This window comes from Sphingomonas sp. ID0503 (assembly GCF_048565625.1).
Classification (GTDB): domain Bacteria; phylum Pseudomonadota; class Alphaproteobacteria; order Sphingomonadales; family Sphingomonadaceae; genus JBLZUR01.
Genome location: NZ_JBLZUR010000002.1, coordinates 3,294,172 through 3,320,535 on the forward strand (window position 1 = coordinate 3,294,172; position 26,364 = coordinate 3,320,535).

The 26,364-nt window shown below is 66.1% G+C and carries 32 protein-coding genes and 1 tRNA gene; 32 read left to right on the plus strand and 1 reads right to left on the minus strand.

The window, feature by feature from the left end; translation table 11 throughout:
* Window positions 1–15 precede the first annotated feature (15 nt).
* The 12 genes from hisG (at window position 16) to ACM608_RS17255 (ending at window position 10,724) form a co-directional block, all read left to right on the plus strand.
* Window positions 16–681: an ATP phosphoribosyltransferase gene (gene hisG, locus ACM608_RS17200; protein ID WP_419684888.1), complete on the plus strand. Its 666-nt coding sequence runs from the start codon at window positions 16–18 to the stop codon at window positions 679–681.
* On the plus strand, window positions 671–1,957 hold the full coding sequence (gene hisD / locus ACM608_RS17205) for a histidinol dehydrogenase (protein WP_419684890.1): 1,287 nt from the start codon (window positions 671–673) through the stop codon (window positions 1,955–1,957). The genes hisG and hisD overlap by 11 nt, the downstream gene beginning before the upstream one ends.
* A gap of 125 nt (window positions 1,958–2,082) precedes the next feature.
* The gene (nusB, locus tag ACM608_RS17210) at window positions 2,083–2,544 is read left to right on the plus strand and encodes a transcription antitermination factor NusB (RefSeq protein WP_419684892.1); all 462 of its coding nucleotides are present in this window, start codon (window positions 2,083–2,085) and stop codon (window positions 2,542–2,544) included.
* Between the two features lie 65 nt (window positions 2,545–2,609).
* Window positions 2,610–3,452 carry a thiamine-phosphate kinase gene (gene thiL / locus ACM608_RS17215; protein WP_419684894.1) on the plus strand — a complete coding sequence of 281 codons (843 nt, stop codon included), beginning with the start codon at window positions 2,610–2,612 and terminating at the stop codon, window positions 3,450–3,452.
* A 218-nt stretch (window positions 3,453–3,670) separates the two neighbouring features.
* Complete coding sequence (locus ACM608_RS17220) at window positions 3,671–5,836, plus strand: sodium-translocating pyrophosphatase (RefSeq protein ID WP_419684897.1); 2,166 nt, start codon at window positions 3,671–3,673, stop codon at window positions 5,834–5,836.
* 139 nt (window positions 5,837–5,975) lie between these two features.
* Window positions 5,976–6,296, plus strand: a complete 321-nt coding sequence (locus ACM608_RS17225) for an antibiotic biosynthesis monooxygenase (protein ID WP_419684899.1) — start codon at window positions 5,976–5,978, stop codon at window positions 6,294–6,296.
* 82 nt (window positions 6,297–6,378) lie between these two features.
* Window positions 6,379–6,597 carry a translation initiation factor IF-1 gene (gene infA, locus ACM608_RS17230; RefSeq protein ID WP_010162480.1) on the plus strand — a complete coding sequence of 73 codons (219 nt, stop codon included), beginning with the start codon at window positions 6,379–6,381 and terminating at the stop codon, window positions 6,595–6,597.
* A gap of 8 nt (window positions 6,598–6,605) precedes the next feature.
* Complete coding sequence (locus tag ACM608_RS17235; protein ID WP_419684904.1) at window positions 6,606–7,175, plus strand: Maf family protein; 570 nt, start codon at window positions 6,606–6,608, stop codon at window positions 7,173–7,175.
* Entirely contained in the window at window positions 7,168–8,148 is a 981-nt protein-coding gene (locus ACM608_RS17240) for a ribonuclease (RefSeq protein ID WP_419684906.1), read from the plus strand. Before ACM608_RS17235 ends, ACM608_RS17240 begins: the two co-directional genes overlap by 8 nt.
* The gene (locus ACM608_RS17245; RefSeq protein WP_419684908.1) at window positions 8,132–8,326 is read left to right on the plus strand and encodes a DNA gyrase inhibitor YacG; all 195 of its coding nucleotides are present in this window, start codon (window positions 8,132–8,134) and stop codon (window positions 8,324–8,326) included. The genes ACM608_RS17240 and ACM608_RS17245 overlap by 17 nt, the downstream gene beginning before the upstream one ends.
* Before the next feature lie 34 nt (window positions 8,327–8,360).
* Window positions 8,361–8,436, plus strand: a tRNA-Phe gene (locus ACM608_RS17250).
* Window positions 8,437–8,531: 95 nt separating this feature from the next.
* Window positions 8,532–10,724, plus strand: a complete 2,193-nt coding sequence (locus tag ACM608_RS17255; RefSeq protein ID WP_419684909.1) for an MHYT domain-containing protein — start codon at window positions 8,532–8,534, stop codon at window positions 10,722–10,724.
* Here ACM608_RS17255 and ACM608_RS17260 read toward each other — a convergent pair.
* Complete coding sequence (locus ACM608_RS17260) at window positions 10,721–11,980, minus strand: diguanylate cyclase domain-containing protein (protein ID WP_419684910.1); 1,260 nt, start codon at window positions 11,978–11,980, stop codon at window positions 10,721–10,723. The genes ACM608_RS17255 and ACM608_RS17260 overlap by 4 nt on opposite strands.
* 178 nt (window positions 11,981–12,158) lie before the next feature.
* Here ACM608_RS17260 and ACM608_RS17265 point away from each other — a divergent pair, with 178 nt between their 5' ends.
* The 20 genes from ACM608_RS17265 to rpsN all read left to right on the plus strand — a co-directional run bounded on the left by ACM608_RS17265 (window position 12,159) and on the right by rpsN (window position 26,362).
* On the plus strand, window positions 12,159–14,699 hold the full coding sequence (locus ACM608_RS17265) for a hypothetical protein (RefSeq protein ID WP_419684912.1): 2,541 nt from the start codon (window positions 12,159–12,161) through the stop codon (window positions 14,697–14,699).
* A gap of 184 nt (window positions 14,700–14,883) precedes the next feature.
* Window positions 14,884–15,255, plus strand: coding sequence for a 30S ribosomal protein S12 (gene rpsL / locus ACM608_RS17270; RefSeq protein WP_419684914.1), 372 nt, complete (start codon window positions 14,884–14,886; stop codon window positions 15,253–15,255).
* Between the two features lie 63 nt (window positions 15,256–15,318).
* Window positions 15,319–15,789, plus strand: coding sequence for a 30S ribosomal protein S7 (gene rpsG, locus ACM608_RS17275; RefSeq protein WP_419684916.1), 471 nt, complete (start codon window positions 15,319–15,321; stop codon window positions 15,787–15,789).
* 78 nt (window positions 15,790–15,867) lie between these two features.
* Window positions 15,868–17,964 carry an elongation factor G gene (gene fusA, locus ACM608_RS17280; RefSeq protein ID WP_419684917.1) on the plus strand — a complete coding sequence of 699 codons (2,097 nt, stop codon included), beginning with the start codon at window positions 15,868–15,870 and terminating at the stop codon, window positions 17,962–17,964.
* A 78-nt stretch (window positions 17,965–18,042) separates the two neighbouring features.
* Entirely contained in the window at window positions 18,043–19,233 is a 1,191-nt protein-coding gene (tuf, locus tag ACM608_RS17285) for an elongation factor Tu (RefSeq protein WP_419684919.1), read from the plus strand.
* A 106-nt stretch (window positions 19,234–19,339) separates the two neighbouring features.
* Window positions 19,340–19,651: a 30S ribosomal protein S10 gene (gene rpsJ, locus ACM608_RS17290; protein ID WP_419684921.1), complete on the plus strand. Its 312-nt coding sequence runs from the start codon at window positions 19,340–19,342 to the stop codon at window positions 19,649–19,651.
* Between the two features lie 272 nt (window positions 19,652–19,923).
* Window positions 19,924–20,673, plus strand: coding sequence for a 50S ribosomal protein L3 (gene rplC / locus ACM608_RS17295; RefSeq protein ID WP_419684923.1), 750 nt, complete (start codon window positions 19,924–19,926; stop codon window positions 20,671–20,673).
* 2 nt (window positions 20,674–20,675) lie between these two features.
* The gene (gene rplD, locus ACM608_RS17300; RefSeq protein WP_419684925.1) at window positions 20,676–21,302 is read left to right on the plus strand and encodes a 50S ribosomal protein L4; all 627 of its coding nucleotides are present in this window, start codon (window positions 20,676–20,678) and stop codon (window positions 21,300–21,302) included.
* Window positions 21,295–21,606 carry a 50S ribosomal protein L23 gene (locus tag ACM608_RS17305; protein ID WP_419684927.1) on the plus strand — a complete coding sequence of 104 codons (312 nt, stop codon included), beginning with the start codon at window positions 21,295–21,297 and terminating at the stop codon, window positions 21,604–21,606. The genes rplD and ACM608_RS17305 overlap by 8 nt, the downstream gene beginning before the upstream one ends.
* Before the next feature lie 3 nt (window positions 21,607–21,609).
* Window positions 21,610–22,446: a 50S ribosomal protein L2 gene (gene rplB, locus ACM608_RS17310; RefSeq protein WP_419684928.1), complete on the plus strand. Its 837-nt coding sequence runs from the start codon at window positions 21,610–21,612 to the stop codon at window positions 22,444–22,446.
* Window positions 22,447–22,452: 6 nt separating this feature from the next.
* Window positions 22,453–22,728, plus strand: a complete 276-nt coding sequence (rpsS, locus tag ACM608_RS17315; RefSeq protein WP_419684930.1) for a 30S ribosomal protein S19 — start codon at window positions 22,453–22,455, stop codon at window positions 22,726–22,728.
* On the plus strand, window positions 22,728–23,105 hold the full coding sequence (gene rplV, locus ACM608_RS17320; RefSeq protein ID WP_419684932.1) for a 50S ribosomal protein L22: 378 nt from the start codon (window positions 22,728–22,730) through the stop codon (window positions 23,103–23,105). The genes rpsS and rplV overlap by 1 nt, the downstream gene beginning before the upstream one ends.
* Window positions 23,106–23,109: 4 nt before the next feature.
* Entirely contained in the window at window positions 23,110–23,823 is a 714-nt protein-coding gene (rpsC, locus tag ACM608_RS17325) for a 30S ribosomal protein S3 (RefSeq protein ID WP_419684933.1), read from the plus strand.
* 13 nt (window positions 23,824–23,836) lie between these two features.
* Entirely contained in the window at window positions 23,837–24,268 is a 432-nt protein-coding gene (rplP, locus tag ACM608_RS17330; RefSeq protein WP_419684935.1) for a 50S ribosomal protein L16, read from the plus strand.
* A 1-nt stretch (window position 24,269) separates the two neighbouring features.
* Entirely contained in the window at window positions 24,270–24,473 is a 204-nt protein-coding gene (gene rpmC, locus ACM608_RS17335) for a 50S ribosomal protein L29 (protein ID WP_419684937.1), read from the plus strand.
* An 11-nt stretch (window positions 24,474–24,484) separates the two neighbouring features.
* A complete protein-coding gene (rpsQ, locus tag ACM608_RS17340; protein ID WP_419684939.1) occupies window positions 24,485–24,748 on the plus strand; it encodes a 30S ribosomal protein S17 in 264 nt (87 codons plus the stop codon).
* Window positions 24,749–24,766: 18 nt separating this feature from the next.
* Window positions 24,767–25,138, plus strand: a complete 372-nt coding sequence (gene rplN, locus ACM608_RS17345) for a 50S ribosomal protein L14 (protein WP_419684941.1) — start codon at window positions 24,767–24,769, stop codon at window positions 25,136–25,138.
* A gap of 1 nt (window position 25,139) precedes the next feature.
* On the plus strand, window positions 25,140–25,457 hold the full coding sequence (gene rplX, locus ACM608_RS17350; RefSeq protein WP_419684943.1) for a 50S ribosomal protein L24: 318 nt from the start codon (window positions 25,140–25,142) through the stop codon (window positions 25,455–25,457).
* Window positions 25,450–26,034: a 50S ribosomal protein L5 gene (gene rplE, locus ACM608_RS17355; protein WP_419684945.1), complete on the plus strand. Its 585-nt coding sequence runs from the start codon at window positions 25,450–25,452 to the stop codon at window positions 26,032–26,034. The genes rplX and rplE overlap by 8 nt, the downstream gene beginning before the upstream one ends.
* 22 nt (window positions 26,035–26,056) lie before the next feature.
* Complete coding sequence (gene rpsN, locus ACM608_RS17360; RefSeq protein WP_419684947.1) at window positions 26,057–26,362, plus strand: 30S ribosomal protein S14; 306 nt, start codon at window positions 26,057–26,059, stop codon at window positions 26,360–26,362.
* Window positions 26,363–26,364: the final 2 nt, after the last annotated feature.

Genomic DNA, 26,364 nt, shown 5'->3' on the forward strand with positions numbered 1-26,364 from the left:
TATAGGAGGCGCGTCATGGCCGAGCCGCTGATCATCGCCATCCCCAAGGGCCGCATCCTGTCGGAGGCGCTGCCCATGCTGGCCCGCGTCGGGATCGAACCGGAGGCGGCGTTCGGGGACGAGAACAGCCGCGCACTCAAATTCGGCACCAATCGGCCGGACGTGTCGATCATCCGCGTGCGCGCCTTCGACGTCGCGACCTTCGTGGCGCATGGCGCGGCGCAGCTCGGCATCGTCGGCTCGGACGTGCTGATGGAGTTCGACTATTCGGAGCTCTATGCACCCGTCGACTTGGGGATCGGCCATTGCCGCCTGTCGATCGCCGAGCCGGCCGCTATGGCCGAAGGAGACGATCCCTCGACCTGGAGCCATGTCCGCGTCGCCACCAAATATCCGAACGTCACCCGCCGTCATTTTGAGGCGCGGGGCGTGCAGGCCGAATGCGTCAAGTTGAACGGCGCGATGGAATTGGCTCCGTCGCTCGGCCTGTCGAGCCGCATCGTGGACCTTGTCTCCTCCGGTAAGACCTTGAAGGAGAATGGTCTGGTCGAGGTCGAGGTGATCGCCGAGGTTTCCAGCCGCCTCATCGTCAACCGCGCCGCGTTCAAGACGCGCGCGGCGGAGATCGTGCCGCTGGTCGAGGGCTTCCGGGAAGCGGTCGGAGCGGCGCGTGCCGCTTAGGCTCGACGCCACAAGCGTCGCCTTCGCCGGTGCCTTCGCCGCTCTGGTGAACGCCCGCCGCGACGCCGATGAGGATGTTTCGCGCGATGTCGCCGCCATCCTCGCCGATGTCCGCAGGCGGGGGGACGTGGCGGTCGCTGTATATACCCAGCGCTTCGACGGCCACGATCTCGACCGGACCGGATGGCGCATTCCCAAGGCGCGCTGCCAGGCGGCACTGGCCGATCTCGATCCGAAGCTGCGCGCGGCTCTTGAACTCGCCGCCCGGCGAATCAGCGACTATCACGCCGCGCAGAAGCCTCCCGATCGCGACGAGACCGACGCCGCCGGCGTCCGCATGGGCGCGCGTTGGACGGCGGTCGAGGCGGCGGGGCTCTATGTGCCCGGCGGTCGGGCGTCCTATCCCTCCTCGGTGCTGATGAACGCGCTGCCTGCCAAGGTGGCCGGGGTCCAGCGGCTGACGATGGTCACGCCGACACCGGGTGGCGAGGTCAACCCGCTGGTTCTCGCCGCCGCCGAACTGGCCGGCGTCGATGAGGTCTTCGCGATCGGTGGCGCGCAGGCCGTTGGCGCACTCGCCTACGGCACGGCGACGATCCGGCCGGTGGACGTGGTGGTCGGTCCCGGCAATGCCTGGGTCGCGGAGGCGAAGCGCCAGCTTTACGGCACGGTCGGCATCGATATGGTCGCCGGGCCGAGCGAGATCGTGGTGGTCGCCGACGCCGACAACGATCCCGAGTGGATCGCCGCCGACCTGCTCAGCCAGGCCGAGCATGACCCGACCAGCCAGTCGATCCTGTTCACCGACGATAACGCCTTCGCCGATGCGGTCGCGGCGGCTGTGGACCGACAGTTGGCAGACCTCGCCACCGGCAAGGTCGCGAGCGAGAGCTGGCGGACCAACGGCGCGATCATCCTTGTCGAGACGCTGATCGACGCCGCGCCGCTGATCGACCGCCTCGCGCCCGAACATCTCGAACTTGCGATCGCCGATCCCGACCCGCTGTTCCGCGCCGTCTGCCATGCCGGTTCGATCTTCCTCGGCCGCCACACACCCGAGGCTGTCGGCGATTATGTCGGCGGGCCGAATCACGTCCTGCCCACCGGCCGCCGCGCCCGCTTCTCCTCCGGCCTGTCGGTGCTCGATTTCATGAAGCGGACAAGCTTCCTCGGCTGCACGGCCGAATCGATCGCCGCGATCGGCCCGGCGGCGGTCGCGCTGGCGGAGGCGGAGGGGTTGCCGGCCCATGCGCGGTCGGTGGCGGTGCGGCTTTAGCCGGTTGTCGTGCTCCTGCGAAGGCAGGAGCCTTGGCCCACGGTATCCCCCAGGCTCCTGCTTCCGCAGGAGCACGAGCTTCGATGACATTGTGCGCCTCCCGCATCCCTCCTATGTGCCCGCCGATGCCCAGCAATACCCGTAGCCGTTCCCGCGCGCGATCCGCCGCGCGCCTTGCCGCCGTTCAGGCCCTTTATCAGCAGGAGATGGAGGGCACCGCGCTCGCCCGCCTGCTCGACGAATTCCACAATCACCGCTTCGGCGCGACGATCGAGGACGTGACCTATGTCGGCGCGGAAGCCGCGTTCTTCGACGATGTGGTGAAGGGCGTCGATGCCCGTCGTGCCGAGATCGACGAACTGGTCGCCGGCAAGCTCGCCAACGGCTGGAGCCTGGACCGCCTCGACAAGCCGATGCGCCAGATCCTGCGTGCCGGCGCCTATGAACTTCTCGCCCGCATCGACGTGCCGGTGGGCAGCGTCATCTCCGAATATGTCGATGTCGCGGATGCGTTCTATGCGAGGCGCGAAAAAGGCTTCGTCAACGGAATCCTCGACGCAATCGCCAAGGACGTGAGGCCAAGCTGAGCGGGGAGGCGGACTTCATCGCCGCACTTCGGCGGATCGCGACCGATCCCGCCGCACGCGGCTTGATGGATGACGCCGCCGTCCTCCCCGATGAGAACGGTTTTCTCGTCCTCACTCACGACATGCTGGTCGAGAACGTCCACTATCTGTCCGAAGACCCGCCCGAGGACGTGGCGTGGAAGCTGCTGGCGGTGAACCTCTCCGACTTGGCCGCCAAGGCCGCGACGCCGGTCGGTTGCCTGCTCGGCTACACGCTCGGCGACGACCCGGACTGGAATGCGCGCTTCGTCACCGGGTTGGGGGAGGCGCTCCGTTACTTTAACGTCCCGCTGCTCGGCGGTGATACTGTGTCGAGTTCCGGCCCCCGCGTACTTGGGCTGACCGCCGTCGGTCGAACCGCCTTCGCTCCCGATCGACGCGCGGCAAAGGCGGGCGACGATCTCTGGGTGGCGGGTGCGATCGGAGACGCCGGCCGTGGCCTAGCGCTCCTTCTCGCCGGCGAGACCGAGCCGGCGGCGCTCGTCGCCACTTACCGCCGTCCCATGCCGCTGCTGGACATCGGTCAGGTGCTGGGCGGCCATATTGCCGCTATGGCGGACGTGTCGGACGGCCTGCTGATCGACGGGCGGCGGATGGCCGATGCCAGCGGCTTGGCCGTCACCATCAACCTCGACGCCGCGCCGATCGCCTCACCCGATCGCCTCGCGGCCGCGACGGCGGGCGACGACTACGCCCTGATCTTCGCCGCGCCGGAGGCGAAGCGCGACGTGATCTTCACCCTTCTTCAACCATTCGGGGTCAGCTTCGCGCGGATCGGCCGCTTCTCCCCCGGCACGGGGTTGAGCGTCGCCGACGGCCGGGGCGCGGTGCCCCTGCCTGCCGCTCTGGGGTACGAACATGGCGCCTAAGGGCCCGCGATTGCTGGTGATGTGCCTCGGGCTGCTGGCCGGTGCCGCGACCGCGTTGCCCATCCTCGGCCTAGCCGGGCGACTCGCCGCCTGAACGCCTGAAACGCGCGCTTGCCAACGTGAATCCGCCACTCTAGCCTCCCCTGAACCGGAGCGGCGTCGCTGCAGAAGGTGGCGATGACCGACCCCGTAGATAAAAACAGGGGAAGGTTGAGAGGATGCAGTTGGTTCTACTGGCCGTCATGTGCGGCCTGATTGCCGTTGCCTATGGGGTGATCACCTCGCTTCAGGTGCTGCGCGCACCGGCGGGGAACGATCGGATGCAGGCGATCGCCACCGCCATTCAGGAGGGCGCGCGCGCCTATCTCGGGCGGCAATATCGCACCATCGCCATCGTCGGTGTCGTCGTGGTGGTGCTGGTCTACCTGTTCCTCGGCGCGACTTCGGCCGTCGGTTTCCTGATCGGCGCGATCCTCTCGGGCGTAACCGGCTTCATCGGCATGAACATCTCGGTGAAGGCGAATGTCCGCACGGCGGAGGCGGCGCGAACGTCGCTGCAGGGTGGCCTCACCACCGCCTTCCGCTCGGGCGCGATCACGGGGATGCTGGTGGCGGGCCTCGGCCTCCTCGCGATCTCGGTGTTCTTCTGGTATCTGATCGGCCCGGCAGGGCATGTTCCCGGCGACCGCGCCGACCGCACCATCATCAACGCGCTGGTGGCGCTCTCCTTCGGTGCCTCGCTGATCTCGATCTTCGCCCGACTGGGCGGCGGCATCTTCACCAAGGCGGCCGATGTCGGCGCGGACCTCGTCGGCAAGGTCGAGGCGGGCATCCCGGAGGATGACCCGCGCAATCCGGCGACGATCGCCGACAATGTCGGCGACAATGTCGGCGATTGCGCGGGCATGGCCGCCGATTTGTTCGAGACCTATGTCGTCACCCTCGGCATCACCATGGCATCGATCGCGCTGTTCGTGCGCGGCACGCCCGACGAGATCCTGCGGCTGATGAGCCTGCCGCTGCTGGTTGGCGGGGTGTGCATCGTCACTTCGATCATCGGCACCTATCTCGTCCGGCTGTCTGCCCGGGGCACGATCATGGGCGCGCTCTACAAGGGGTTCTGGACCGCGGCGATCCTGGCGGTGCCGGCGATCTATGCGGCCAGCGTCTATGCCCTGGGTGACCTCAACGCCGTGCTCGGCGGCGCGCGTGAGGCGGCGGGGCCGGATGTGGCGGGCTCGGTCGCGGCCACGGCCGTGACCGATGGCTTCACCGGCATGGACCTGTTCTGGTGCATGACCATCGGCCTCGCCCTGACCGGCGTGCTCGTGTGGATCACCGAATACTATACGGGCACCAACTTCCGCCCGGTGAAGTCGATCGCGAAGTCGTCAGTCACCGGCCACGGCACCAACGTCATCCAGGGTTTGGCGATCAGCCTCGAATCGACCGCTCTGCCGACGCTTGCCATCGTCGTCGCGGTGATCGCCACCTATCAGTTGGCGGGCGTGATCGGCGTCGCCTTCGGGGCGACGGCCATGCTGGCGCTGGCCGGCATGGTGGTGGCGCTCGACGCTTACGGCCCCGTCACCGACAATGCCGGTGGCGTCGCCGAGATGGCGGACCTGCCGCCGGAGGTGCGGGAGCGGACCGATGCGCTCGACGCGGTCGGCAACACGACGAAGGCGGTGACCAAGGGCTATGCGATCGGATCGGCGGCGCTCGCGGCGCTCGTCCTGTTCGGTGCGTATACGGCCGATCTGAGGGAGTTCTTCCCCGGCGTCACCGTCGATTTCTCCCTCTCCAACCCCTACGTCATCGTCGGCCTGCTGCTCGGCGCGCTCCTGCCCTACAGCTTCGGCGCGTTCGGCATGACGGCGGTCGGCCGCGCGGCGGGATCGGTGGTCGAGGATGTCCGGGCGCAGTTCCGCGACAATCCCGGCATCATGGAAGGGACCAGCCGCCCCAATTACGCCCGCACTGTCGATCTCGTCACCCGCGCCGCGATCCGGGAGATGATCCTGCCGTCGCTGCTGCCGGTGCTGGCGCCGATCGCCGTGTACTTCATCATCACCTTGGTGGCGGGGCAGGCGTCTGGCTTCGCGGCGTTGGGGGCGCTGCTCCTCGGCGTCATCGTCTCCGGCCTGTTCGTCGCGATCTCGATGACCAGCGGCGGCGGCGCCTGGGACAATGCCAAGAAGTATATCGAGGACGGCAATTACGGCGGCAAGGGCTCCGACGCGCACAAGGCGGCGGTGACCGGCGACACTGTGGGCGATCCCTACAAGGACACCGCCGGCCCGGCGGTGAACCCGATGATCAAGATCACCAACATCGTGGCGCTGCTGCTTCTGGCGGCGCTCGCGGGGCAGGTGGCGGGGTAGGGTTTGTTCACGCGGAGGCGCGGAGACGCGGAGATGATCGAGTGGAGCCGCAAAGCGGCTCAGGAACACTTTTCTCTCCGCGCCTCCGCGTGAACCCTACTGCCTCATTTCCCGCATGATCGCCGGCTAACGAAAACTCATGCAGAAGAACGCGGTCGCCGTCATCTTCGCCAACCAGCGGACGACCGCCGACGCGGAGGGTTACGCCGCTGCGGCCGCCGCGATGGTCGCCGCCGCAGAGCGCCAGCCCGGTTACCTCGGCATCCACAGCGTGCGGGATGAGAGCGGCTTCGGCATCACCGTCAGCTACTGGGCGGACGATGCCGCCGCGCAGGCCTGGCGCGATGACCCCGCGCACAGCGCGATCCGCGGTCAGGGCCGCGCCGGATGGTACGAATGGTACGACCTCCAGGTCGCCACCGTAATCCGCGCCTATGACTGGCGGCGCGGCGGCGATTGAACGCGATGGCAAGGCGCCCCATCTTCCCTTTTCGCGCCCGCCCGTCTAAGGCCGGCGCGATTTTCCCTTCAAGAGACGGAACTTGGCGAAAGAAGAACTCCTCGAAATGCGTGGGCAGGTCGTCGAACTGCTCCCCAACGCGATGTTTCGCGTGAAGCTTGAGAACGATCACGAAATCCTCGGCCACACCGCCGGCAAGATGCGCAAGAACCGCATCCGGGTGCTGGTCGGCGATGAGGTGCTGGTCGAACTCACCCCTTACGACCTGACCAAGGGTCGCATCACCTACCGCTTCAAATAAGGCGGGCCGTGCGGCTCGTCCTTGCGTCGACATCGCCGCGTCGACGCGATCTGCTCGTCCGGATCGGCGCGACGCCGGATCGGCAAGCCTCGCCCGACATCGACGAGAACCCGCTGAAAGGCGAGCTTCCGCGCGCCTATGCACTGAGGCTCGCGCGGGAGAAGGCGGGTGCGGTGGCGCGCGCGGACGGCGAGATCGTCGTCAGCGGCGATACCACCATCGCGGTCGGCCGCCGCATCCTGCCGCCTGCAGAGACCGTCGAGGTCCAGCGCCGCCTGCTCGATCTGCTCTCTGGTCGCCGGCATCACGCCCTCTCCGCCGTCTGCGTGATCGGTACGGACGGAACAGTCCGCACCCGCATCGCCGACACGGTCGTCGCCTTCAAGCGGCTGACCGCGGCCGAGATCGACGCCTATGTCGATTGCGGCGAGGGGCTCGGCAAGGCGGGCGGCTACGCCATCCAGGGGCGTGCAGAGGCCTTCGTGCGCTTCATCTCCGGCAGCCATTCGGGCGTCGTCGGCCTTCCCCTCTATGAGACGCGGGCACTGCTGATCGCCTCGGGCTACCGGCTTGGCTGAATGGCTCTACGAGGAGGGCATCGGCGAACGCCGTGCCGCCCTTGTCGACAAGGGCGCGATCGTCGAAGCGCTGATCGAACGCGACGGCGCGGGCGCAAGGCTCGGCGCGATCCTGCCCGCGCGTCTCGGCCGCGCGATGGTGGATACTGGCCGCGCCGCCGCCACCCTCGACACGGGCGAGCCGGTCATCCTTCGCCAGCGGCCGCCCGGTGTGTCAGAAGGCGCGGCGATCCGCGTCGAGATCCTGCGCGAAGCCATACCCGATGCGGGCGATCCCAAGCCGGCGCAGGGCCGCGCCACCGATGCGTATACAACCCCCGCTCCGACACTTCGCCAGCGCCTGACTGGCCACCCCGTCCGAGAGCTCTTGCCCCACCAGCCGGATGAACTGGAGGCGGCGGGCTGGTCCGAGTTGATAGAGGAGGCGCGCAGCGGTCTGGTCGCCTTTTCCGCCGGATTGCTGCGCATCGCGCTCACCCCCGCGATGACCGTCATCGATGTCGATGGCTCGATCCGCAACGTCGCGCTGGCGCTCGCCGGGGCGGAGGCCTCGACCAGGGCAATTCGGCGGCTCGGCATCGCCGGGTCGATCGGCATCGACTTGCCTACGCTTCAGTCCAAGGCCGATCGCCAGGCGGCGGCAGGTGTGATCGACGCCATTCTGCCGCAGCCTTTCGAGCGCACTGCGGTCAACGGCTTCGGCTTCATCCAGATCGTCCGCCCCCGCTTCCGTCCGTCGCTTCCCGAACTGATTCGCGCGACGCCGATCGAGACAGCCGCGCTTGCCCTGCTCCGTCGCGCCTCACGGCTGAGGGCCGGATCATGTGCCCTCCACGCGGCACCGGCCGTGATGGACTGGCTGGCGGCGCGACCGCATCTCACCGATGCGCTTGCCCGCGCCAACGGTGGAGCGGTCGCCTTGCGGCCCGATCCCGCGCTCGCCATATCCGCCGGCCATGCCGTCCGCCTCTAGCCTCAAGCTCTGCCCGATCTGCGCCGCGCCGCCAGTGCGGGAATTCGCCCCTTTCTGCAGCCCTGGCTGCCGGGATCGTGATCTTCTGCAATGGCTGGGCGAAGGCTACCGCATCCCCGGCCCGCCCATCGATCCGCTTGAACAAACAGAGTTGCGCGACGGGCTGGACAGGGACTGACTGCCGCCTCTATAGGCCCCGCTCCAACGCGCGTGCCCGAGTAGCTCAGTTGGTAGAGCATGCGACTGAAAATCGCAGTGTCGGTGGTTCGAATCCGCCCTCGGGCACCATCCCCCAGCGCGTTGTCTAACACGCGTTGTGCCTTGGCCCTGACGTGGGTTAGGCTTCTCCCGTGATCGTCACGGGCTCTCACGATATGGCCTTGGTGGCGCTGTCGATCCTCGTTGCGGTCGCGGCGTCCTATACGGCGCTCGACCTGGGCGGGCGGGTGATCGTCACGCGCGGATCGGCACGCCGCCTGTGGCTGGGGACGGCGGCGGTGGCGATGGGCGGGGGCATCTGGGCGATGCACTTCGTCGCGATGCTGGCGTTCAAAATGCCGGGAATGACCTTCGGCTACGACATTGGCCTGACCCTCGCCTCGCTGGCGATCGCGATCGTGGCGACCGGCTTCGGCTTCTGGATGATGACCGCGACGAGCGGCTTCTGGGCGCTCCTGCCGGCCGGGCTGTTCATGGGCCTTGGCGTCCTGTCGATGCACTATATGGGCATGGCGGCGATGCGGATGAACGCCGCCCTGTCCTATGATCGGGGCTGGGTGGCGATTTCCGTAGCCATCGCCATCGCCGCTGCCACCGCCGCCCTGTGGCTGACGACCCGCAACAACCGCGTGTTCGAGCGAGCGGGCGCGGCGGCGGTGATGGGGTTCGCGATCGCCGGCATGCACTATGCGGGAATGCGCGCCGCGATCTTCACGATGGATCCAGGCGCGCCGATGGGCCGGTACGGACTGGATCAGGGAACGCTTGCCTCCGCGGTTGCGGCAACCGCCTTCCTCATCTTCTTCCTGGCGCTGGTCGCGGCGATGTTCGACCGCCGTTTCGCGCATCTTGCCGAGCGTGAGGCGGTCGCCTTGCGGCACAGCGAGGAGCGGTTCCGCTCGCTCTACAGTCGATCGCCGCTCCCCCTCCATTCGCTCGACGCGCAGGGCCGGCTTGAGCAGGTCAGCAACGCGTGGAGCGATCTGACGGGCTACGCGCCCGCAGAGGTGCTCGGGCGAACCATCGCCGACTTCCTCGCACCCGAAAGTGCGGCGCGTTTCGAGGACGATCTTCGTGAACTGCTATCCAGCGGTTCGGTGGCGGATCGCGAATACCGGCTGGTCACCCGGGGCGGTGAAGAGCGGATCGTGGTCGCCTCCGCTCGTGTCGAACATGATGGCGAGGGTAAGTTCCTGCACATCCTAGGGGGTTTCTCCGACGTGACGGAACGGCATCTCGCTGAAGACGCCCTGCGGCAGGCGCAGAAGATGGAGGCGATCGGCCATCTCACCGGCGGTGTCGCGCATGACTTCAACAACCTGCTGGCGGTGGTGATCGGCAGTCTCGACCTCCTCCGCCGCCGCCTGCCGGAGGAGCCGGCCGTGCAGCGTCTTCTCGACAATGCCATGAACGGGGCGCAGCGCGGGGCGATGCTGACGCAGCGCCTCCTCGCCTTTGCGCGGCGGCAGGACCTCCGGCCTGCGGCGGTCGATCTGGCCCGATTGGTCGCGGGAATGACCGACCTCCTGCGCAGCTCCATCGGCCCGCAGATCGCGATCGAGACCAGCTTTCCGGCCGCCCTGCCGATGGCAAAGGTCGACGCTCACCAATTGGAACTTGCGATCCTGAACCTCGCCGTCAACGCCCGCGATGCGATGCCCGGCGGCGGCAGGCTGACGATCTCGGCCGACGAGGAAAGCGTGCGCGGTGACACGGACGGCCTTGTCGCCGGAAACTATCTTCGCCTGAAGGTCGCCGACACTGGCGAGGGCATGGATGCCGCCACCCTTGCACGGGCGGAGGAGCCGTTCTTCACCACGAAGGGGGTCGGCAAGGGAACCGGCCTGGGTCTTCCGATGGTGCACGGTCTCGCCGCGCAATCGGGCGGACGGTTGCAGCTGAACAGCGTGAAGAGGGAGGGGACGACCGCCACCCTCTGGCTGCCGGTCGCGCCCGATCATCTGGCCAGCGTGCCGGAAGGCGCGGCGGAGGCTCACCTGCTTGCGCCGGCCGGGACGCGATCGATCCTGCTGGTCGATGATGATCCGATGGTGCTGGATAGCACCGCCGCGGTCATCGAGGCGCTCGGCCATCGCGTCGTCACCGCCGGCTCGGGCGAGGCGGCGATGATTGCGGTCGAGGGCGATACCGAGATCGACTTGGTCCTGACCGATCATCTGATGCCCGGCATGACCGGAGCGGAGGTCGCATCGCGGATCGCCGCGCGGCGTCCCGATCTGACGGTCCTTCTGATGACCGGCTTCGCCGATCTCGATGGGGACCGCATAAGCCGCCCCGTGCTCCGCAAGCCGTTCACGCAGGAAGCGCTCGACGCCGCGATCCGGCGCGCTGGCTAGGCCGTGCCTTCCGCCTTGTGCGCGCGCTTCGCCGCGAACATCGCGCTGTCCGCTTCCATGATCAACTCGGACGCGCTGGTCGCGCCGAGCGGAACGCGCGATACGATCCCGAAGCTCGCGCGGATCCGCCAGCTGTCTGCGTGCCCCAGGCGAGAGACCGCCGCCTTCATCCGTTCCACGGCCCGCTGAGCCTGCAGCGCGTCCACGCCGGGGAGCACCAGCACGAACTCGTCCCCGCCGATCCGCGCGATGAGGTCGGTGGGCCGGGTCGCCTCCGTCAGGGCCCGTGCAACCTCGGTCAGGCAGGCATCGCCTTCGGCGTGCCCGAACACGTCGTTGACGTCCTTGAAGTCGTCGAGATCGACGTAAATCACCGCGACGGGGCCGTTCTGCCGGGCGGCGCGGGCGATCTCCGCATCGGCATCGTTCATCAGTCCGCGCCGGTTCAGCAAGCCTGTCAACGGGTCGCGGGTTGCTTCCGAATAGGCACGCTTCATGACCGAAAGGTCTTCGATCGCCGCGACGATTATGTCCGACGAACCGTTGGTTCCGTGAAGAAGCGACGCGGTGAGATTGGTCCAGACGGTTTCACCGTCCGACCGAACATATCGCTTCTCCATGGAGAAGTTGCCCCCTCCTTCGGAGAGCAGGCGCTCCAGATGCACTATGTCGTCGGCGAGGTCATCCGGATGTGTGACGCGTTGGAACCCGTCGGCCAGCAGATCTTCGCGAGAATGCCCCATGATCTGGGCGAACCGCTCGTTGACGCGGAGGAACCGGCCTGTTGCATCGACATGAGCAATGCCCACCGGCGCGACCTCGAAAGTTGTGGCAAAGAGGCGGGCCGCCTCCGCCGCTTCACGTTGAAGCCTATCGCGCCGAACTTCACTGATCGCAGTCGCGACGTGCGCTGCGGCGAGATCAACCGTAATGGCGACGTAAGGATCATTCGCCAGCGACTCCGGTCCGTGCAGCGTGACCACGCCAACGGTGTCGCCTTCCAGATAGACTGGGGCGGTGGCCGCAATTTCGAAGGGCACGGCCTTGCGGTAGCGGTGATCAACCCGGCATTGGAGATCCGGCCCGGAGATGTGCAGCCCGACGCCCCAAGCATCGGGAACGAGCCGGACAATATCGGCGACCACGGCGTCTCCAAGCGCCTCGGGCGTGAGGCGACCTTCCGCCAGCACTGCGGGCAGGGCCTCGAAGCGTTCCGGCCCTGGTTCACCAGGTAAGTCTGGATCCGTCATGGACATCAAAGCGGGCGGCCTGATCGTTAGGTGGGGGCGCGGGCGCTGGTGAACGCAGTATCGGGAAATTGGTTCTGCAATGCAACATTTCCGCAGACTCGCGCCGCGCCCACTTCACCGGGACGAATGCATGCGGCGCTTAAGGGGATGTTTTTCCGCGGCCGTCCGCTAATGGCTCAGCGGCATGCCAGCACCCGAGCCTAGCCCGGCTTCCAGCCCCGTTCCCGTCGCACCGACGATGAAGGAGCTGGCCGCTCGCCTGAACGCGGATGTTCTGCCGCTCGCGCAAGCGCGCCTGGATGCGCTCGGCGAAGAGGAATCCGGGTTCTACAATTTCTACGCTGCCCGTATTCGGGACGGCAGCCTGTTCGCCTCCTATGAGGTCGAACTGGCCGAGGCGATTCTGGCCTTGCCGGACGTCCCGGCCGTTGTGCACGAGGTGGGCGGCGGTCTCGGCACCCTGTCCTGGCTTCTAGCGGCGGCGGGGTTGGATGTTCTGTGCATGGAGCACGATCGCCGCAGGATTGAAGCAGCCGCCGCACTGCTCGATGGCATTGCCGATCGCTGGCCGGATCTTGTGGCGCGATGCCGGCTGGTGCGGTCGAGCTTCCCGGATGCGGAGCTCGACCCGGCGGGCGCGACACTCGTCATAACCAACCTTATCTACACCACGACGCCCGCCAAGCGCGCGAGCCTTGTCGCGGCGATCGCCCGGTATCCGCAGGCTATCGTCGACATCGACCGCTTCTGCGAACCCGCCCGCAACGAAGCCGAGCGGGCCGCCGTCCTCGCGCAGTTCACCGGGGCGGGGATGCCTACCGAGCCATTCTTGGAGGTCGGCAAGAGCGCGAACCTGCATCGTATGGCGGGGCGCGCCCGGATCGGGGCGGTGCGGACCGGCGGCTCGCCCATCGTGCCGGATCATGGCGAGATTCTGAGGCGCCGTGGCGTCGACCGGATCGTCTACTTCCACACCGACCATTTCGAGCCCTGGCGCGACGACCCCGGGCTCACGGGAGCGGATGCATTTGCGGCCAGCCTGGATCGCGTGGTCCGCTATTCGGAGCGGGTAAGCGAGCGGTACTACGCACGGCGCCTGACGCTGCACTATCTGCCGAAGCTCGCCTTTCAAGGGCGCGGCGACATGGCGTCGATGCTCCACGTCGAGGGCGATGGCATCGGTATCATCAGGCGCACGGCGGAACAGGATGCTGCAGCGGCCGCCGCCTTCGCGGCGATGGACCCGCGACAGGATTTCGACCTGCAGGTCCATTTCCATCACGAAGCGCTGACGTACAACACGCACTATGCCCAACGTAAGTCGTTGCGCCGGCACCACCGGGAGAACGACGTGGCGGTCAACCGCCTGCGCTTCGACCTGGGACTGGCGGAATGTCTGAGGCGTGTTCGGAACGATACCGGGCGGGCCTTGCCGCAATGGTTCTTCGTCCACGGCGTCTGGGCGCTGAACGCCTCCGATCCGGAGGTCTGCTCGATCACCGACGAGATCTCGCGCTTGAAGGCGGCAGGTGGCCTCGGCGACTTCACGTTCCCGGCAGGTCGCCCGCATTGCGATCCGTCATTCGATCGTCCCGCGCTCGTCCGCCCCTTCGACGCGGTGAAGTGCTATGCGCGCGATCGGGCCGACCCCCGTGCGCCCGGCACGATCGATCCAGCCGATCGCTTCTTCATCTGGTCCTCGCGTGTGTCGCATGGAGACTGCTCGCTCGACTTCTTCTCGGAAGGGGTCGCCGCGAACTTCCGGAACATCGACGCCTGGGCCTCGCGCCTGCTGCTGAATGGCTATCAGCGCGGATCGACCTTGTACGTGAAGACGCACGCCCATTCGGTCTTTCCCTTCTACTTCACCGAGGAGTCGGGAAGACCCGCCGGCATGTTCCCGCACGAGCGGGACGAGGTCGCGCGGCTGATCGAGTGCTTCGAGGATGCGGCGGCGGCGGTCGGCGGCCATGTCGCCTATCTGCAAGCGAGCGAGGTCTATGCCGAGCTGATGCGACCGCCGGAGCCGCAGGCGGTCGACGGATATGTCGAAACGAGCCTCACCTTCCCGCGCGCGGCAATCGACCGCGCGGATGCGACGGGGCTCACCGTCCTGCGCGAGCGGATCGCGGGGACGGGAGCGGAAGCGGCGGCGCTGGCCGGCCATTACGAGATGCTCGTCGCGCGTGAGCGGATCATTTTGCCCGCCGAGATCGAGATCGCCAATCTCGTGGAGCGGATGGTGCCGCGCGACATGACCATCGTCCATCACCGGAGCGCCGCCGGCATCCTGTCGAACGCGCTCGCGTCCGGCGGGCGTCGGGTGCGATCGGTCGAGCGATCACGCAAGCGGGTGGAGGTCCAGCAGGAGATCGCCCGACGGCTCGGCTCAAGGCTCCACGTCAGCCATGGCAGGCTGGAGGCGCTGAAGCCGGGCGTGTTGCGCGGCCGAGCGTTGCTTCTCGTCGACGCGGGTTCGCCATTGGATACCGTCCAGATGGATGCGGTGATCAGCAGCTTCGACACGGCCGATCTGGTGATCCTCGACGTGCTGCGTTTCGGTGGGCGGCGGCAGGCGGCGGAGATCGGTCCGATCGTGGCGCGGCTGAAAAGCGTCGACGGCCGGCCCGCCGAGCCGATCCTCGACCTTGGTGATGACGGCAAGTTCTACCTGATCGACAACCGCTCGGTGAAGCGGCCGTGGTGGTGGCGCCTGTTCCGATAGGGCCCGTGGTTGACCCTTCGGGGCCTGCCGCGTATAGGCCCGCTCCGTTCGCCATCCGGTGATTCCCGGCTGGCAAGCGCTTGAACATTGCGGCGTGCATTCGTTTGGGGCCTGACAGCACATGCTGCCGGGGCCTTTTCGTTTTCCGGACGATCGCAAAGTAACTGGATAGGTGAAGAGTTTCATGCCGACGATTAATCAGCTGATCCGCAAGGGTCGCGAGTTGCAGAAGGCCAAGTCGAAGGTCCCTGCGATGGAGAAGAACCCGCAGAAGCGCGGCGTTTGCACCCGCGTCTACACCACGACCCCGAAGAAGCCGAACTCGGCGCTGCGCAAGGTGGCCAAGGTCCGCCTGACGAACAGCCGCGAAGTGATCAGCTACATCCCGGGCGAGGGCCACAACCTGCAGGAGCACTCGGTGGTGCTGATCCGTGGCGGCCGCGTGCGCGACTTGCCGGGTGTGCGTTACCACGTCCTTCGCGGCGTGCTCGACACGCAGGGCGTGAAGAACCGCAAGCAGTCCCGTTCCAAGTACGGCGCGAAGCGTCCCAAGTAATCATAGCCAGAGTAAGCGCCGGACAGGTTCCGGGTTCGCTGAAGATCCAGAAGGAATTTTGAGATGGCTCGTCGTCGTCGTCCCGAGAAGCGCGAAATCCTCCCCGATCCGAAGTTCGGGGATGAGGTGCTCTCCAAGTTCATGAACTCCGTCATGCTCGACGGTAAGAAGTCGGTCGCGGAAGGCATCGTCTACGGTGCGCTCGAAACCGTCGAGACCCGCGCCAAGCGCGATCCGCTGCAGGTGTTCCACGACGCGCTGAACAACATCAAGCCGGGCATCGAGGTCCGCAGCCGCCGTGTCGGCGGTGCGACCTACCAGGTCCCCGTCGAGGTGCGTCCTGAGCGTTCGCAGGCGCTGGCGATCCGCTGGCTGATCTCGGCCGCGCGCGCCCGTTCGGAGCACACCATGGCCGGCCGCCTGTCGGGCGAGCTGATGGATGCCGCCAACAACCGCGGCAACGCGGTGAAGAAGCGCGAGGACACGCACCGCATGGCGGAAGCGAACCGCGCCTTCTCCCACTACCGCTGGTAAAGCTGGCGGTCGAACTCTTCGTACCTATATCTGGGGAGCCGGCGCCCGCCTGCTCCCCACATTGCTAAGGAAGTCGTCATGGCCCGCAGCCATCCGCTCAATCGTTATCGCAATATCGGCATCATGGCGCATATCGACGCCGGCAAGACGACGACGACCGAGCGCATCCTCTATTACACCGGCAAGTCCTACAAGATCGGCGAGGTGCATGAGGGCACCGCGACGATGGACTGGATGGAGCAGGAGCAGGAGCGCGGGATCACGATCACGTCCGCCGCGACGACCTGCTTCTGGCGGGCCGAAGAGGGCAAGGGCGAAGAGCACCGCATCAACATCATCGACACGCCGGGCCACGTCGACTTCACCATCGAGGTCGAGCGTTCGCTGCGCGTGCTGGACGGCGCGGTCGCATGCTTCGACGGCGTGGCCGGCGTCGAGCCGCAGTCGGAGACGGTGTGGCGTCAGGCCGACAAGTACGGCGTGCCGCGCATGTGCTTCGTCAACAAGCTCGATCGCACCGGTGCCGACTTCTACTATTGCGTGAACTCGATCATCGAGCGTCTCGGTGCGCGTCCGGCGGTGCTGTACCTGCCGATCGGCATCGAGGGCGGGTTCAAGGGCCTGGTCGATCTCGTCGAGAACCGCGCAATCATCTGGCTCGAAGAGAGCCTGGGCGCGAAGTTCGAATATCAGGCGATCCCGGACGACATGGCCGAAAAGGCCGCCAAGTACCGCAGCGAGCTGATCGAGATGGTCGTCGAGCAGGACGACGACGTCATGGAGCAGTATCTGGAGGGCAACGAGCCCGACGTGGCGACGCTGAAGCGTCTGATCCGCAAGGGCACGCTGGCCATGAGCTTCGTGCCGATCGTCTGCGGCTCGGCCTTCAAGAACAAGGGCGTGCAGCCGCTGCTCGACGCGGTCGTTGACTATCTGCCGAGCCCGCTCGACGTGCCGGCGATCAAGGGCGTGAAGCCCGACACCGAGATCGAGGATTCGCGTCCGTCATCCGATGAGGCTCCCTTCGCGGCGCTCGCGTTCAAGATCATGAACGACCCGTTCGTCGGCACGCTCACCTTCGCCCGCATCTACTCGGGCAAGCTGGAAACCGCGTCGCAGGTGATGAACTCCGTCAAGGAGAAGAAGGAGAAGGTCGGCCGCATGCTGCTGATGCATGCGAACAGCCGTGAGGACATCCAGGAGGCCTATGCCGGCGACATCGTCGCGCTCGCGGGTCTCAAGGACACCACCACCGGCGACACGCTCTGCGCGCAGAACGCGCCGATCATCCTGGAGCGGATGGAGTTCCCCGAGCCCGTCATCGAGCTTTCGGTGGAGCCGAAGACCAAGGCCGACCAGGAGAAGATGGGCGTCGCGCTCAATCGCCTGGCGCGCGAGGACCCCTCGTTCCGCGTCACCTCGGACGCCGAATCGGGTCAGACCATCATCAAGGGGATGGGCGAGCTCCACCTCGAGATCCTGGTCGACCGCATGAAGCGCGAGTTCAAGGTTGAGGCCAATGTCGGCGCGCCGCAGGTTGCTTATCGCGAGTACCTCAAGAAGGCCGTCGACATCGACTACACCCACAAGAAGCAGTCGGGCGGCACCGGCCAGTTCGGTCGCGTGAAGGTGAAGCTGACCCCGGGCGAGCGCGGCGCCGGCATCATCTTCAAGGACGAGATCAAGGGCGGTAACATTCCGAAGGAGTATATCCCCGCGATCGAGAAGGGCTTCCGCGAGACGGCGGCGACGGGTTCGCTGGTCGGCTTCCCGATCATCGACTTCGAAATCCTGCTGTATGACGGTGCCTATCACGACGTCGACTCGTCGGCGCTGGCCTTCGAAATCACCGCCCGCGCCGCGATGCGCGAGGGTGCGCAGAAGGCGGGCATCACGCTGCTCGAGCCGGTCATGAAGGTCGAGGTCGTCACCCCGGAGGATTATCTGGGCGACGTCATCGGCGACATGAACAGCCGTCGCGGCCAGATCCAGGGCACCGACAGCCGTGGCAACGCGCAGACCGTCGAGGCGATGGTCCCGCTCGCCAACATGTTCGGCTACGTCAACGCGCTCCGCTCGTTCACCCAGGGTCGCGCGAGCTATTCGATGCAGTTCAGCCACTATGACGAAGTGCCGCAGAACGTCGCGGACGAGGTCAAGGCGAAGCTGGCATAAGCGAAAAAAACTGCTATGGGCGCGCAGCTTTGGCGGCGCGCCCGCCAACTCCACAGATTCGAAGCAAGGTAGGAAACCATGGCCAAGGCTAAATTTGAGCGGACGAAGCCGCACTGCAACATCGGCACCATCGGTCACGTCGATCACGGCAAGACGTCGCTCACGGCCGCCATCACCAAGGTCCTCGCGGAGACCGGCGGCGCGACCTTCGTCGACTACGCCAACATCGACAAGGCGCCTGAAGAGCGTGAGCGCGGCATCACCATCTCGACCGCCCACGTCGAGTACGAGACCTCGGCGCGTCACTATGCGCACGTCGATTGCCCGGGCCACGCCGACTATGTGAAGAACATGATCACCGGCGCCGCGCAGATGGACGGCGGCATCCTCGTCGTGTCGGCGACCGACGGCCCGATGCCGCAGACCCGCGAGCACATCCTGCTCGCCCGTCAGGTCGGCGTGCCGGCGCTCGTCGTGTTCATGAACAAGGTCGACCTCGTCGATGATGCCGAGATCCTCGAGCTCGTCGAGCTGGAGATTCGCGAGCTGCTCTCCTCCTACGAGTTCCCGGGCGACGACATCCCCGTCATCCAGGGTTCGGCGGTGAAGGCTCTCGACGGCTCGAACGACGAGATCGGCAAGAACGCCGTCCTGAAGCTGATGGCCGCGGTCGACGAGTACATCCCGCAGCCGGAGCGTCCGCTCGACAAGCCGTTCCTGATGCCGATCGAAGACGTGTTCTCGATCTCGGGTCGCGGCACCGTCGTCACCGGCCGTGTCGAGACCGGCCAGGTCAAGGTCGGCGAGGAAGTCGAGATCGTCGGCATCAAGGACACCCGCAAGACGACCGTCACCGGCGTCGAGATGTTCCGCAAGCTGCTCGATTCGGGTCAGGCCGGCGACAACATCGGCGCGCTGATCCGCGGCGTCGGCCGTGAAGAGGTCGAGCGTGGCCAGGTTCTCTGCAAGCCGGGTTCGATCAAGCCGCACACCGAGTTCACCTCGGAGGTCTACGTGCTGTCGAAGGAAGAGGGTGGCCGTCACACGCCGTTCTTCGCCAATTATCGCCCGCAGTTCTACTTCCGCACCACGGACGTCACCGGCGAGGTCCAGCTTCCCGAGGGCACCGAGATGGTGATGCCGGGCGACAACGTGCAGCTGGGCGTCAAGCTCATCGCGCCGATCGCCATGGAAGAGGGTCTCCGCTTCTCGATCCGCGAAGGCGGCCGCACCGTCGGCGCCGGCGTCGTGGCGTCGATCACCAAGTAATCTGTTGCGTTTGCCGGCCGGCTCTCATAGGGAGCCGGCCGGTATTTTTTCGTCCCGCGTAGGCGGCTTGGCCGTTGGGACTGGCTCTTTCTAATCGGTGCAGGACATGGACACGCAGAATATCCGTATTCGTCTGAAGGCGTTCGATCATCGAGTGCTCGATCAGGCGACCGGCGACATCGCCGACACCGCCCGCCGTACCGGCGCGCTCATTCGCGGTCCCATCCCGCTCCCCACCCGCATCGAGAAGTTCACCGTGAACCGCGGGCCCCACATCGACAAGAAGTCGCGCGAGCAGTTCGAGGTGCGCACCTACAAGCGCCTCCTGGACATCGTGCAGCCGACCCCGCAAACCGTCGACGCGCTGATGAAGCTCGATCTTGCCGCGGGTGTTGATGTCGAGATCAAACTGGCGTAAAGGCGCGCCTCACGAGATTCGTTGGCCGTCTTGAGGTGGCCCAGATTTCGATCAGCACAGGCTGAATGAAACAGGTTCTGCTTCGGCAGGGCGACGGTTGTTGGGATACCGGTCAGCTTCGGCTGACGTCCATGGTCCCCGCCATCCACCTCGGTGGATATCCAGCCCGGGCGGGGGCTATCGTAGATTGGGTTGGGGCTCCGGTTATCCGGGGCCTTTTTCGTTGGCACGCTCCCCGGAATCCGGGAGCCTCTGTTTGGGAGTGTTGGATCATGCGCACTGGCGTGATCGCGAAGAAGATGGGGATGACCCGTCTGTTTCAGGACGATGGTCGGCATGTGCCGGTGACCGTTCTGCAGCTGGACGGTCTCCAGGTCGTCGCCCGCAAGGAAGCCGGCACGGATGGCTATGTCGCCGTTCAGCTTGGCGCGGGAACCGCGAAGGTCAAGAATGTCGCCAAGCCGCAGCGCGGCCATTTCGGCAAGGCCGAGGTGGAGCCCAAGGCTTACGTGGCCGAATTCCGCGTCGCCGAGGATGCGCTCCTCGATGTCGGCGCCGAGATCTCGGCCGATCATTTCGTCGCCGGCCAGTTTGTCGATATCCAGGGTCGTACCCAGGGTAAGGGCTTCGCGGGCGGTATGAAGCGCTGGGGCTTCGGCGGTCTGCGCGCCACCCACGGCGTCTCCGTCTCGCACCGTTCGCTCGGTTCGACCGGTCAGCGCCAGGATCCGGGCAAGGTCTTCAAGAACAAGAAGATGGCCGGCCACATGGGTGACAAGAACCGCACCCAGCAGAACCTCGAAATCGTCTCGACCGATGTCGAGCGCGGCCTGATTTTCGTCAAGGGCTCGGTGCCCGGTTCGAAGGGCGGCTGGCTGCTCGTCAAGGACTCCGTCAAGGTCGCCCGCCCGGCGGACGCGCCTTATCCGGCCGGCCTGAAGGCCGCCAACACCAACGCGCCCGCCGAGACGCCTGCCGACGACGTCGCAGCGCCGGAAGCGACCGAAGGCCAGGAGGGCTGATCATGAAGGTCAACGTGACCACCCTCGACGCCGGCGCCGCTGGTGATATCGAGCTCAACGACGAGATCTTCGGTCTCGAGCCGCGTGCCGACATCCTGCACCGCGTCGTCACTTGGCAGCTTGAGAAGCGTCGCGGCACCGCCCGCGGCACTCGCGAGCGTGCCGATGTCGCGCGGTCGGGCAAGAAGCTCGGAAACCAGAAGGGCGGCGGTTCCGCCCGTCACGGCGATCGCCGCGCCCCCGTCTTCATCGGCGGTGGTAAGGCGCACGGCGCCCGCGTCCGCGACTTCAACCCCGGCCTGAACAAGAAGGTTCGCGCTTTGGGCCTGAAGATGGCGCTGTCGTCGAAGGTCAAGGACGGTTCGCTGATCGTCCTCGACGGTCTCGACGTCGCGGAAGGCAAGACCAAGACCCTGGTCGGTCAGCTCAAGTCGCTCGGCTTCGGCAAGAAGGCGCTGGTGATCGACGGCGACGCCCTGAACGTCAGCTTCGCGCGGGCGTCCGGCAACATCGTCGGGCTCAACCTGATGCCGGCGGTCGGTGCCAACGTCTACGACATCCTGAAGCATGACACGCTGGTGCTGACCCGCGCCGCTGTCGAGAAGCTGGAGGCCCGCTTCAATGGCTAAGGCGAGCAAGAGCACGGACATCCGGCACTACGACGTGGTGCTGGCGCCGCACATCACCGAGAAGTCGACCCTGGTCTCCGACCAGAACGCCGTCGTCTTCAAGGTTGCCAAGGACGCGACCAAGCCGGAGATCAAGGCGGCGGTCGAGGCGCTGTTCAGCGTCAAGGTGACCGGCGTCAACACGATCGTCCAGAAGGGCAAGACGAAGCGCTGGAAGGGTGTCCCCTACAAGCGTTCCGACGTGAAGAAGGCGATCGTGACGCTGGCCGATGGCCAGTCCATCGACGTGACGACGGGAATCTAAGTCATGGCGCTGAAGCATTATAACCCGACGAGCCCGGCCCGCCGCGGCCTGATCCTCGTCGACAAGTCGTCGCTGTGGAAGGGCAAGCCGGTCAAGGCGCTCGTCGAGGGCAAGCGCAAGTCGGGCGGCCGCAACAACCAGGGCCACGCGACCGCGCGCGGCATCGCGGGCGGCCATAAGCAGAAGTACCGCTATGTCGACTTCAAGCGTCGCAAGTGGGACGCGCCGGCCACCGTCGAGCGTCTGGAGTACGATCCCAACCGTTCGGCGTTCATCGCGCTGGTGAAGTACGAGGATGGCGAGCTCGCCTACATCCTCGCGCCGCAGCGTCTTTCGCCGGGCGACAGCGTCGTCTCCGGCAAGAAGACCGACGTGAAGCCGGGCAACGCCATGGAGATCGGCCAGATGCCGGTCGGCACCATCGTCCACAATGTGGAGATGAAGCCGGGCAAGGGCGGTCAGCTGGCGCGTGCGGCGGGCACCTACGTGCAGGTCGTCGGCCGCGACAAGGGCATGGTGATGGTTCGCCTGAACTCGGGCGAGCAGCGCTATATCCACGCGAACTGCATGGCGACGGTGGGTGCGGTGTCGAACCCCGACAACGCCAACCAGAACCTAGCAAAGGCCGGTCGCAACCGCTGGCTCGGCAAGCGTCCGCTCACCCGCGGCGTCGCCAAGAACCCGGTCGACCATCCGCACGGCGGTGGTGAAGGCCGCACCTCGGGCGGCCGTCATCCGGTCACCCCGTGGGGCAAGCCGACCAAGGGCGCGCGCACGCGGTCGAACAAGTCGACCGACAAGATGATCATCCGTTCGCGTCACGCGAAGAAGAAGAGGTAACCCACGATGGCTCGTTCCGTCTGGAAAGGTCCGTTCGTCGACCTGCACCTGCTGAAGAAGGCCGAGTCCGCACAGGACGGCGGCGCGCGTGGTGCGATCAAGACCTGGTCGCGTCGCTCGACCATTCTGCCGCAGTTCGTCGGCCTGACCTTCAACGTCTACAACGGCCGCAAGTTCGTGCCGGTGTCGGTCAATGAGGACATGGTCGGCATGAAGCTCGGCGAGTTCGCGCCGACCCGGTACTTCCCGGGTCACGCCGCCGACAAGAAGGGCAAGCGCTGATGTCGAAGCCAGCATCCCCCCGCAAGGTGGGCGACAAGGAAGCCCTTGCCGTCAACACCTCGGTCCGTGGCAGCCCGTACAAGCTCAATCTCGTCGCGGGCCTGATCCGCGGCAAGAAGGCCGGTGACGCGCTGAACATCCTGTCCTTCTCCAAGAAGGCGATGGCCGTGGACGTCCGCAAGGTGCTCGCCTCCGCGATCGCCAATGCCGAGAACAACCACAACCTGGATGTCGACGCGCTCGTCGTCCAGGAGGCTTCGGTCGGCAAGGCGATGGTGATGAAGCGTTTCGCCACCCGCGCGCGCGGCCGCTCGTCGCGGATCGTCAAGCCGTTCAGCCGCATCCGCGTCGTCGTGCGCGAGCAGGAAGAGGCGTAAGCTCATGGGTCAGAAGTCAAACCCGATCGGCATGCGGTTGCAGATCAACCGCACCTGGGACAGCCGGTGGTACGCCGATGGTGCCGATTACGGCCGCCTGCTCCTTGAGGATCTGAAGATCCGCAAGCACATCATGAAGTCGCTGCCGCAGGCCGCGATCTCCAAGGTGGTGATCGAACGTCCGGCCAAGCTGTGCCGCATCTCCATCTATGCCGCGCGCCCCGGCGTGATCATCGGCAAGAAGGGCGCGGATATCGAGAAGCTGCGTTCCAAGCTGCGCCAGTTCACCTCTTCCGACGTGTCGCTGAACATCGTCGAGATCCGCAAGCCGGAGATCGACTCCCGCCTCGTCGCGCAGGGTGTCGCCGACCAGCTCGAACGTCGCATCGCCTTCCGCCGCGCCATGAAGCGGGCGGTGCAGTCGGCGCTGCGTCTCGGCGCGGAGGGTATCCGGATCACCTGCGCGGGCCGTCTCGGCGGCGCCGAGATCGCCCGCACCGAATGGTATCGTGAGGGCCGCGTGCCGCTCCACACGCTCCGCGCGAATGTCGACTATGCCGAGGCCGAGGCGCACACCGCCTATGGCGTCTGCGGCGTCAAGGTGTGGATCTTCAAGGGCGAGATCCTGGGTCACGACCCGCTCGCCCAGGATCGTCTGATGATGGAGGCCCAGACCTCCGGCGTCCGCCCCGCGCGCGACGACGATCGCCGCCGCTGAGGACTAGAGAACAATGCTGCAACCGAAGCGCACAAAATTCCGCAAGGCCTTCAAGGGCCGCATCTCCGGCGACGCCAAGGGCGGCACCGCGCTGAACTTCGGCGCGTACGGCCTGAAGGCGATGGAGCCGGAGCGGATCACCGCCCGTCAGATCGAGGCGGCCCGCCGCGCGATCACGCGTCACATCAAGCGTCAGGGCCGTCTCTGGATCCGTATCTTCCCGGACCTGCCGGTCTCGTCGAAGCCGGCCGAAGTCCGCATGGGTTCCGGCAAGGGCGCGCCCGAGTTTTGGGTCGCCCGCGTGAAGCCGGGCCGCATCCTGTTCGAGCTGGACGGTGTGCCCGGCCCGATCGCCCGCGTTGCCTTCGAGCGTGCGGCTGAAAAGCTGCCGATCAAGGTGAAGGCCGTCGCCCGTCTGGGCGAATCGCTGCACGAGGCTGAGTAAGATGGCGAAGATTGCTGATCTCAAGGCGAAGACCGACAGCCAGCTGTCCGACCAGCTCGTCGAGCTGAAGCGGGAGCAGTTCAACCTGCGCTTCCAGGCGGCCACCGGCCAGCTGGAGAAGCCGGCGCGCGTCCGCGAGGTGCGTCGCTCGATCGCGCAGATCAAGACCCTCCAGACCGAGCGTTCGCGCTCGGCTCAGGCATAAGGAAGCAGACGATGCCGAAGCGCACGCTGACCGGAACCGTCGTCTCCGAAAAGGGCGACAAGACGATCGTGGTGCTTGTCGAGCGCCGGGTGGCTCACCCGCTCTATGGCAAGATCATCCGTCGTTCGAAGAAGTATCACGCTCATGACGAGGCGAACGCCTATCATGAGGGCGAGACCGTCCGCATCGAAGAGTGCGCGCCGATCTCGAAGCTGAAGACGTGGAAGGTTGTGGGCAAGGTTGGCGGCGACGCCACCGTGACCGCGGCCGCCTGAGCTAGGAAGGTCTGACACATGATCCAGATGCAGACGAACCTCGATGTCGCTGACAACAGCGGCGCGAAGAGGGTGCAGTGCATCAAGGTGCTGGGCGGCTCCAAGCGGCGCTTCGCGACCGTGGGCGACGTGATCGTCGTCTCGATCAAGGAAGCGGCGCCCAAGGGTCGCGTCAAGAAGGGCGACGTGCATCGTGCCGTGATCGTCCGCACCGCCAAGGACATTCACCGTGCGGACGGATCGACAATCCGTTTCGACGGCAATGCGGCGGTGCTGATCAACAAGAATTCGGGCGAGCCAATCGGCACCCGTATCTTCGGCCCGGTGGTTCGCGAGCTCCGCGCCAAGAACCACATGAAGATCATTTCGCTCGCGCCCGAGGTGCTGTGACATGGCCGCTCTGAAGATCAAGAAGGGTGACAACGTCGTCGTCCTGTCCGGCAAGGACAAGGGCAAGACGGGCACCGTTACCAAGGCGTTCCCGAAGGAAGCCAAGGTGCTGGTGTCCGGCGTCAATGTCGCCACCCGTCATCGCAAGCCGACCCAGATGAACCCGCAGGGTGGTCTGGAAAAGTCGGAAGCGCCGCTGCACGTCTCGAAGGTTGCGCATGTGACCGCCGACGGCAAGCCGACGCGCGTCCGTTTCGAGGTCCAGGACGGCAAGAAGGTCCGCGTCGCCGTCAAGACCGGGGAGAAGATCGATGGCTGATGCCTACACGCCCCGCCTGAAGAAGCTGTACGACGAGACCATCGCGCCCGCGATGATCGAGAAGTTCGGCTACAAGAACAAGTTCGAGGTTCCGTTTCTCGAAAAGATCGTCCTGAACATGGGCGTCGGCGAAGCGACCCAGGACAAGAAGAAGGTCGAGCAGGCCGCGTCCGAGATGCAGCTGATCGCCGGTCAGAAGCCGGTGATCACCAAGGCCAAGAAGTCGATCGCGCAGTTCAAGCTGCGTGAAGGCATGCCGATCGGCTGCAAGGTGACGCTCCGTCGCGAGCGGATGTACGAGTTCCTCGACCGCTTCGTCACGATCGCGCTGCCGCGCGTCCGCGACTTCCGAGGTCTGAACCCGAAGTCCTTCGACGGCCGCGGCAACTACGCGACCGGCCTGAAGGAGCAGCTGATCTTCCCGGAGATCAGCTACGACAAGGTCGACAATATCCGTGGCATGGACGTGATCGTCGCGACCAGTGCCAAGACCGACGAGGAGGCGCGCGAGCTCCTCCGTCTGTTCGGCTTCCCGTTCCCTGTGGACGAGGCAGCTGAGCAGAAGAAAGCGGCGTAAGGTAGGAAAGAGAACTTAAGTCATGGCGAAACTGAGTTCCATCAACAAGAACGAGCGTCGCAAGCAGCTCGTGAAGAAGTATGCGGGCAAGTATGCCGCGCTGAAGGCTAAGGCGAACGACGAGTCTCTCGACGAGACGGAGCGTCTGATCGCCCGCCTGAAGATGGCGGAGCTGCCGCGCAACGGCAATCCGACCCGCATCCGCAACCGTTGCGAAGTCACGGGCCGTCCGCGCGCCTACTATCGCAAGTTCCGTCTCGCTCGCGTGATGCTGCGCGATCTTGCCAACAAAGGCATGATCCCCGGCCTCACGAAGTCGAGCTGGTAAGG

What these genes read in the sequence shown, in the direction of transcription:
- ACM608_RS17265 (WP_419684912.1), top strand. Translation starts at nt 12,159, where the DNA reads ATGCCAGCACCCGAGCCTAGCCCGGCTTCCAGCCCCGTTCCCGTCGCA.
- rpsC (WP_419684933.1), top strand. Translation starts at nt 23,110, where the DNA reads ATGGGTCAGAAGTCAAACCCGATCGGCATGCGGTTGCAGATCAACCGC.
- rpsJ (WP_419684921.1), top strand. Translation starts at nt 19,340, where the DNA reads ATGGACACGCAGAATATCCGTATTCGTCTGAAGGCGTTCGATCATCGA.
- rplB (WP_419684928.1), top strand. Translation starts at nt 21,610, where the DNA reads ATGGCGCTGAAGCATTATAACCCGACGAGCCCGGCCCGCCGCGGCCTG.
- rpmC (WP_419684937.1), top strand. Translation starts at nt 24,270, where the DNA reads ATGGCGAAGATTGCTGATCTCAAGGCGAAGACCGACAGCCAGCTGTCC.
- thiL (WP_419684894.1), top strand. Translation starts at nt 2,610, where the DNA reads ATGGATGACGCCGCCGTCCTCCCCGATGAGAACGGTTTTCTCGTCCTC.
- tuf (WP_419684919.1), top strand. Translation starts at nt 18,043, where the DNA reads ATGGCCAAGGCTAAATTTGAGCGGACGAAGCCGCACTGCAACATCGGC.
- nusB (WP_419684892.1), top strand. Translation starts at nt 2,083, where the DNA reads ATGCCCAGCAATACCCGTAGCCGTTCCCGCGCGCGATCCGCCGCGCGC.
- hisG (WP_419684888.1), top strand. Translation starts at nt 16, where the DNA reads ATGGCCGAGCCGCTGATCATCGCCATCCCCAAGGGCCGCATCCTGTCG.
- ACM608_RS17260 (WP_419684910.1), bottom strand. Translation starts at nt 11,980, where the DNA reads ATGTCCATGACGGATCCAGACTTACCTGGTGAACCAGGGCCGGAACGC.
- ACM608_RS17225 (WP_419684899.1), top strand. Translation starts at nt 5,976, where the DNA reads ATGCAGAAGAACGCGGTCGCCGTCATCTTCGCCAACCAGCGGACGACC.
- rplP (WP_419684935.1), top strand. Translation starts at nt 23,837, where the DNA reads ATGCTGCAACCGAAGCGCACAAAATTCCGCAAGGCCTTCAAGGGCCGC.
- ACM608_RS17220 (WP_419684897.1), top strand. Translation starts at nt 3,671, where the DNA reads ATGCAGTTGGTTCTACTGGCCGTCATGTGCGGCCTGATTGCCGTTGCC.
- rplC (WP_419684923.1), top strand. Translation starts at nt 19,924, where the DNA reads ATGCGCACTGGCGTGATCGCGAAGAAGATGGGGATGACCCGTCTGTTT.
- ACM608_RS17305 (WP_419684927.1), top strand. Translation starts at nt 21,295, where the DNA reads ATGGCTAAGGCGAGCAAGAGCACGGACATCCGGCACTACGACGTGGTG.
- rplE (WP_419684945.1), top strand. Translation starts at nt 25,450, where the DNA reads ATGGCTGATGCCTACACGCCCCGCCTGAAGAAGCTGTACGACGAGACC.
- rplV (WP_419684932.1), top strand. Translation starts at nt 22,728, where the DNA reads ATGTCGAAGCCAGCATCCCCCCGCAAGGTGGGCGACAAGGAAGCCCTT.
- rplN (WP_419684941.1), top strand. Translation starts at nt 24,767, where the DNA reads ATGATCCAGATGCAGACGAACCTCGATGTCGCTGACAACAGCGGCGCG.
- rpsL (WP_419684914.1), top strand. Translation starts at nt 14,884, where the DNA reads ATGCCGACGATTAATCAGCTGATCCGCAAGGGTCGCGAGTTGCAGAAG.
- rplD (WP_419684925.1), top strand. Translation starts at nt 20,676, where the DNA reads ATGAAGGTCAACGTGACCACCCTCGACGCCGGCGCCGCTGGTGATATC.
- fusA (WP_419684917.1), top strand. Translation starts at nt 15,868, where the DNA reads ATGGCCCGCAGCCATCCGCTCAATCGTTATCGCAATATCGGCATCATG.
- rpsS (WP_419684930.1), top strand. Translation starts at nt 22,453, where the DNA reads ATGGCTCGTTCCGTCTGGAAAGGTCCGTTCGTCGACCTGCACCTGCTG.
- rplX (WP_419684943.1), top strand. Translation starts at nt 25,140, where the DNA reads ATGGCCGCTCTGAAGATCAAGAAGGGTGACAACGTCGTCGTCCTGTCC.
- ACM608_RS17245 (WP_419684908.1), top strand. Translation starts at nt 8,132, where the DNA reads ATGCCGTCCGCCTCTAGCCTCAAGCTCTGCCCGATCTGCGCCGCGCCG.
- rpsG (WP_419684916.1), top strand. Translation starts at nt 15,319, where the DNA reads ATGGCTCGTCGTCGTCGTCCCGAGAAGCGCGAAATCCTCCCCGATCCG.
- rpsQ (WP_419684939.1), top strand. Translation starts at nt 24,485, where the DNA reads ATGCCGAAGCGCACGCTGACCGGAACCGTCGTCTCCGAAAAGGGCGAC.
- rpsN (WP_419684947.1), top strand. Translation starts at nt 26,057, where the DNA reads ATGGCGAAACTGAGTTCCATCAACAAGAACGAGCGTCGCAAGCAGCTC.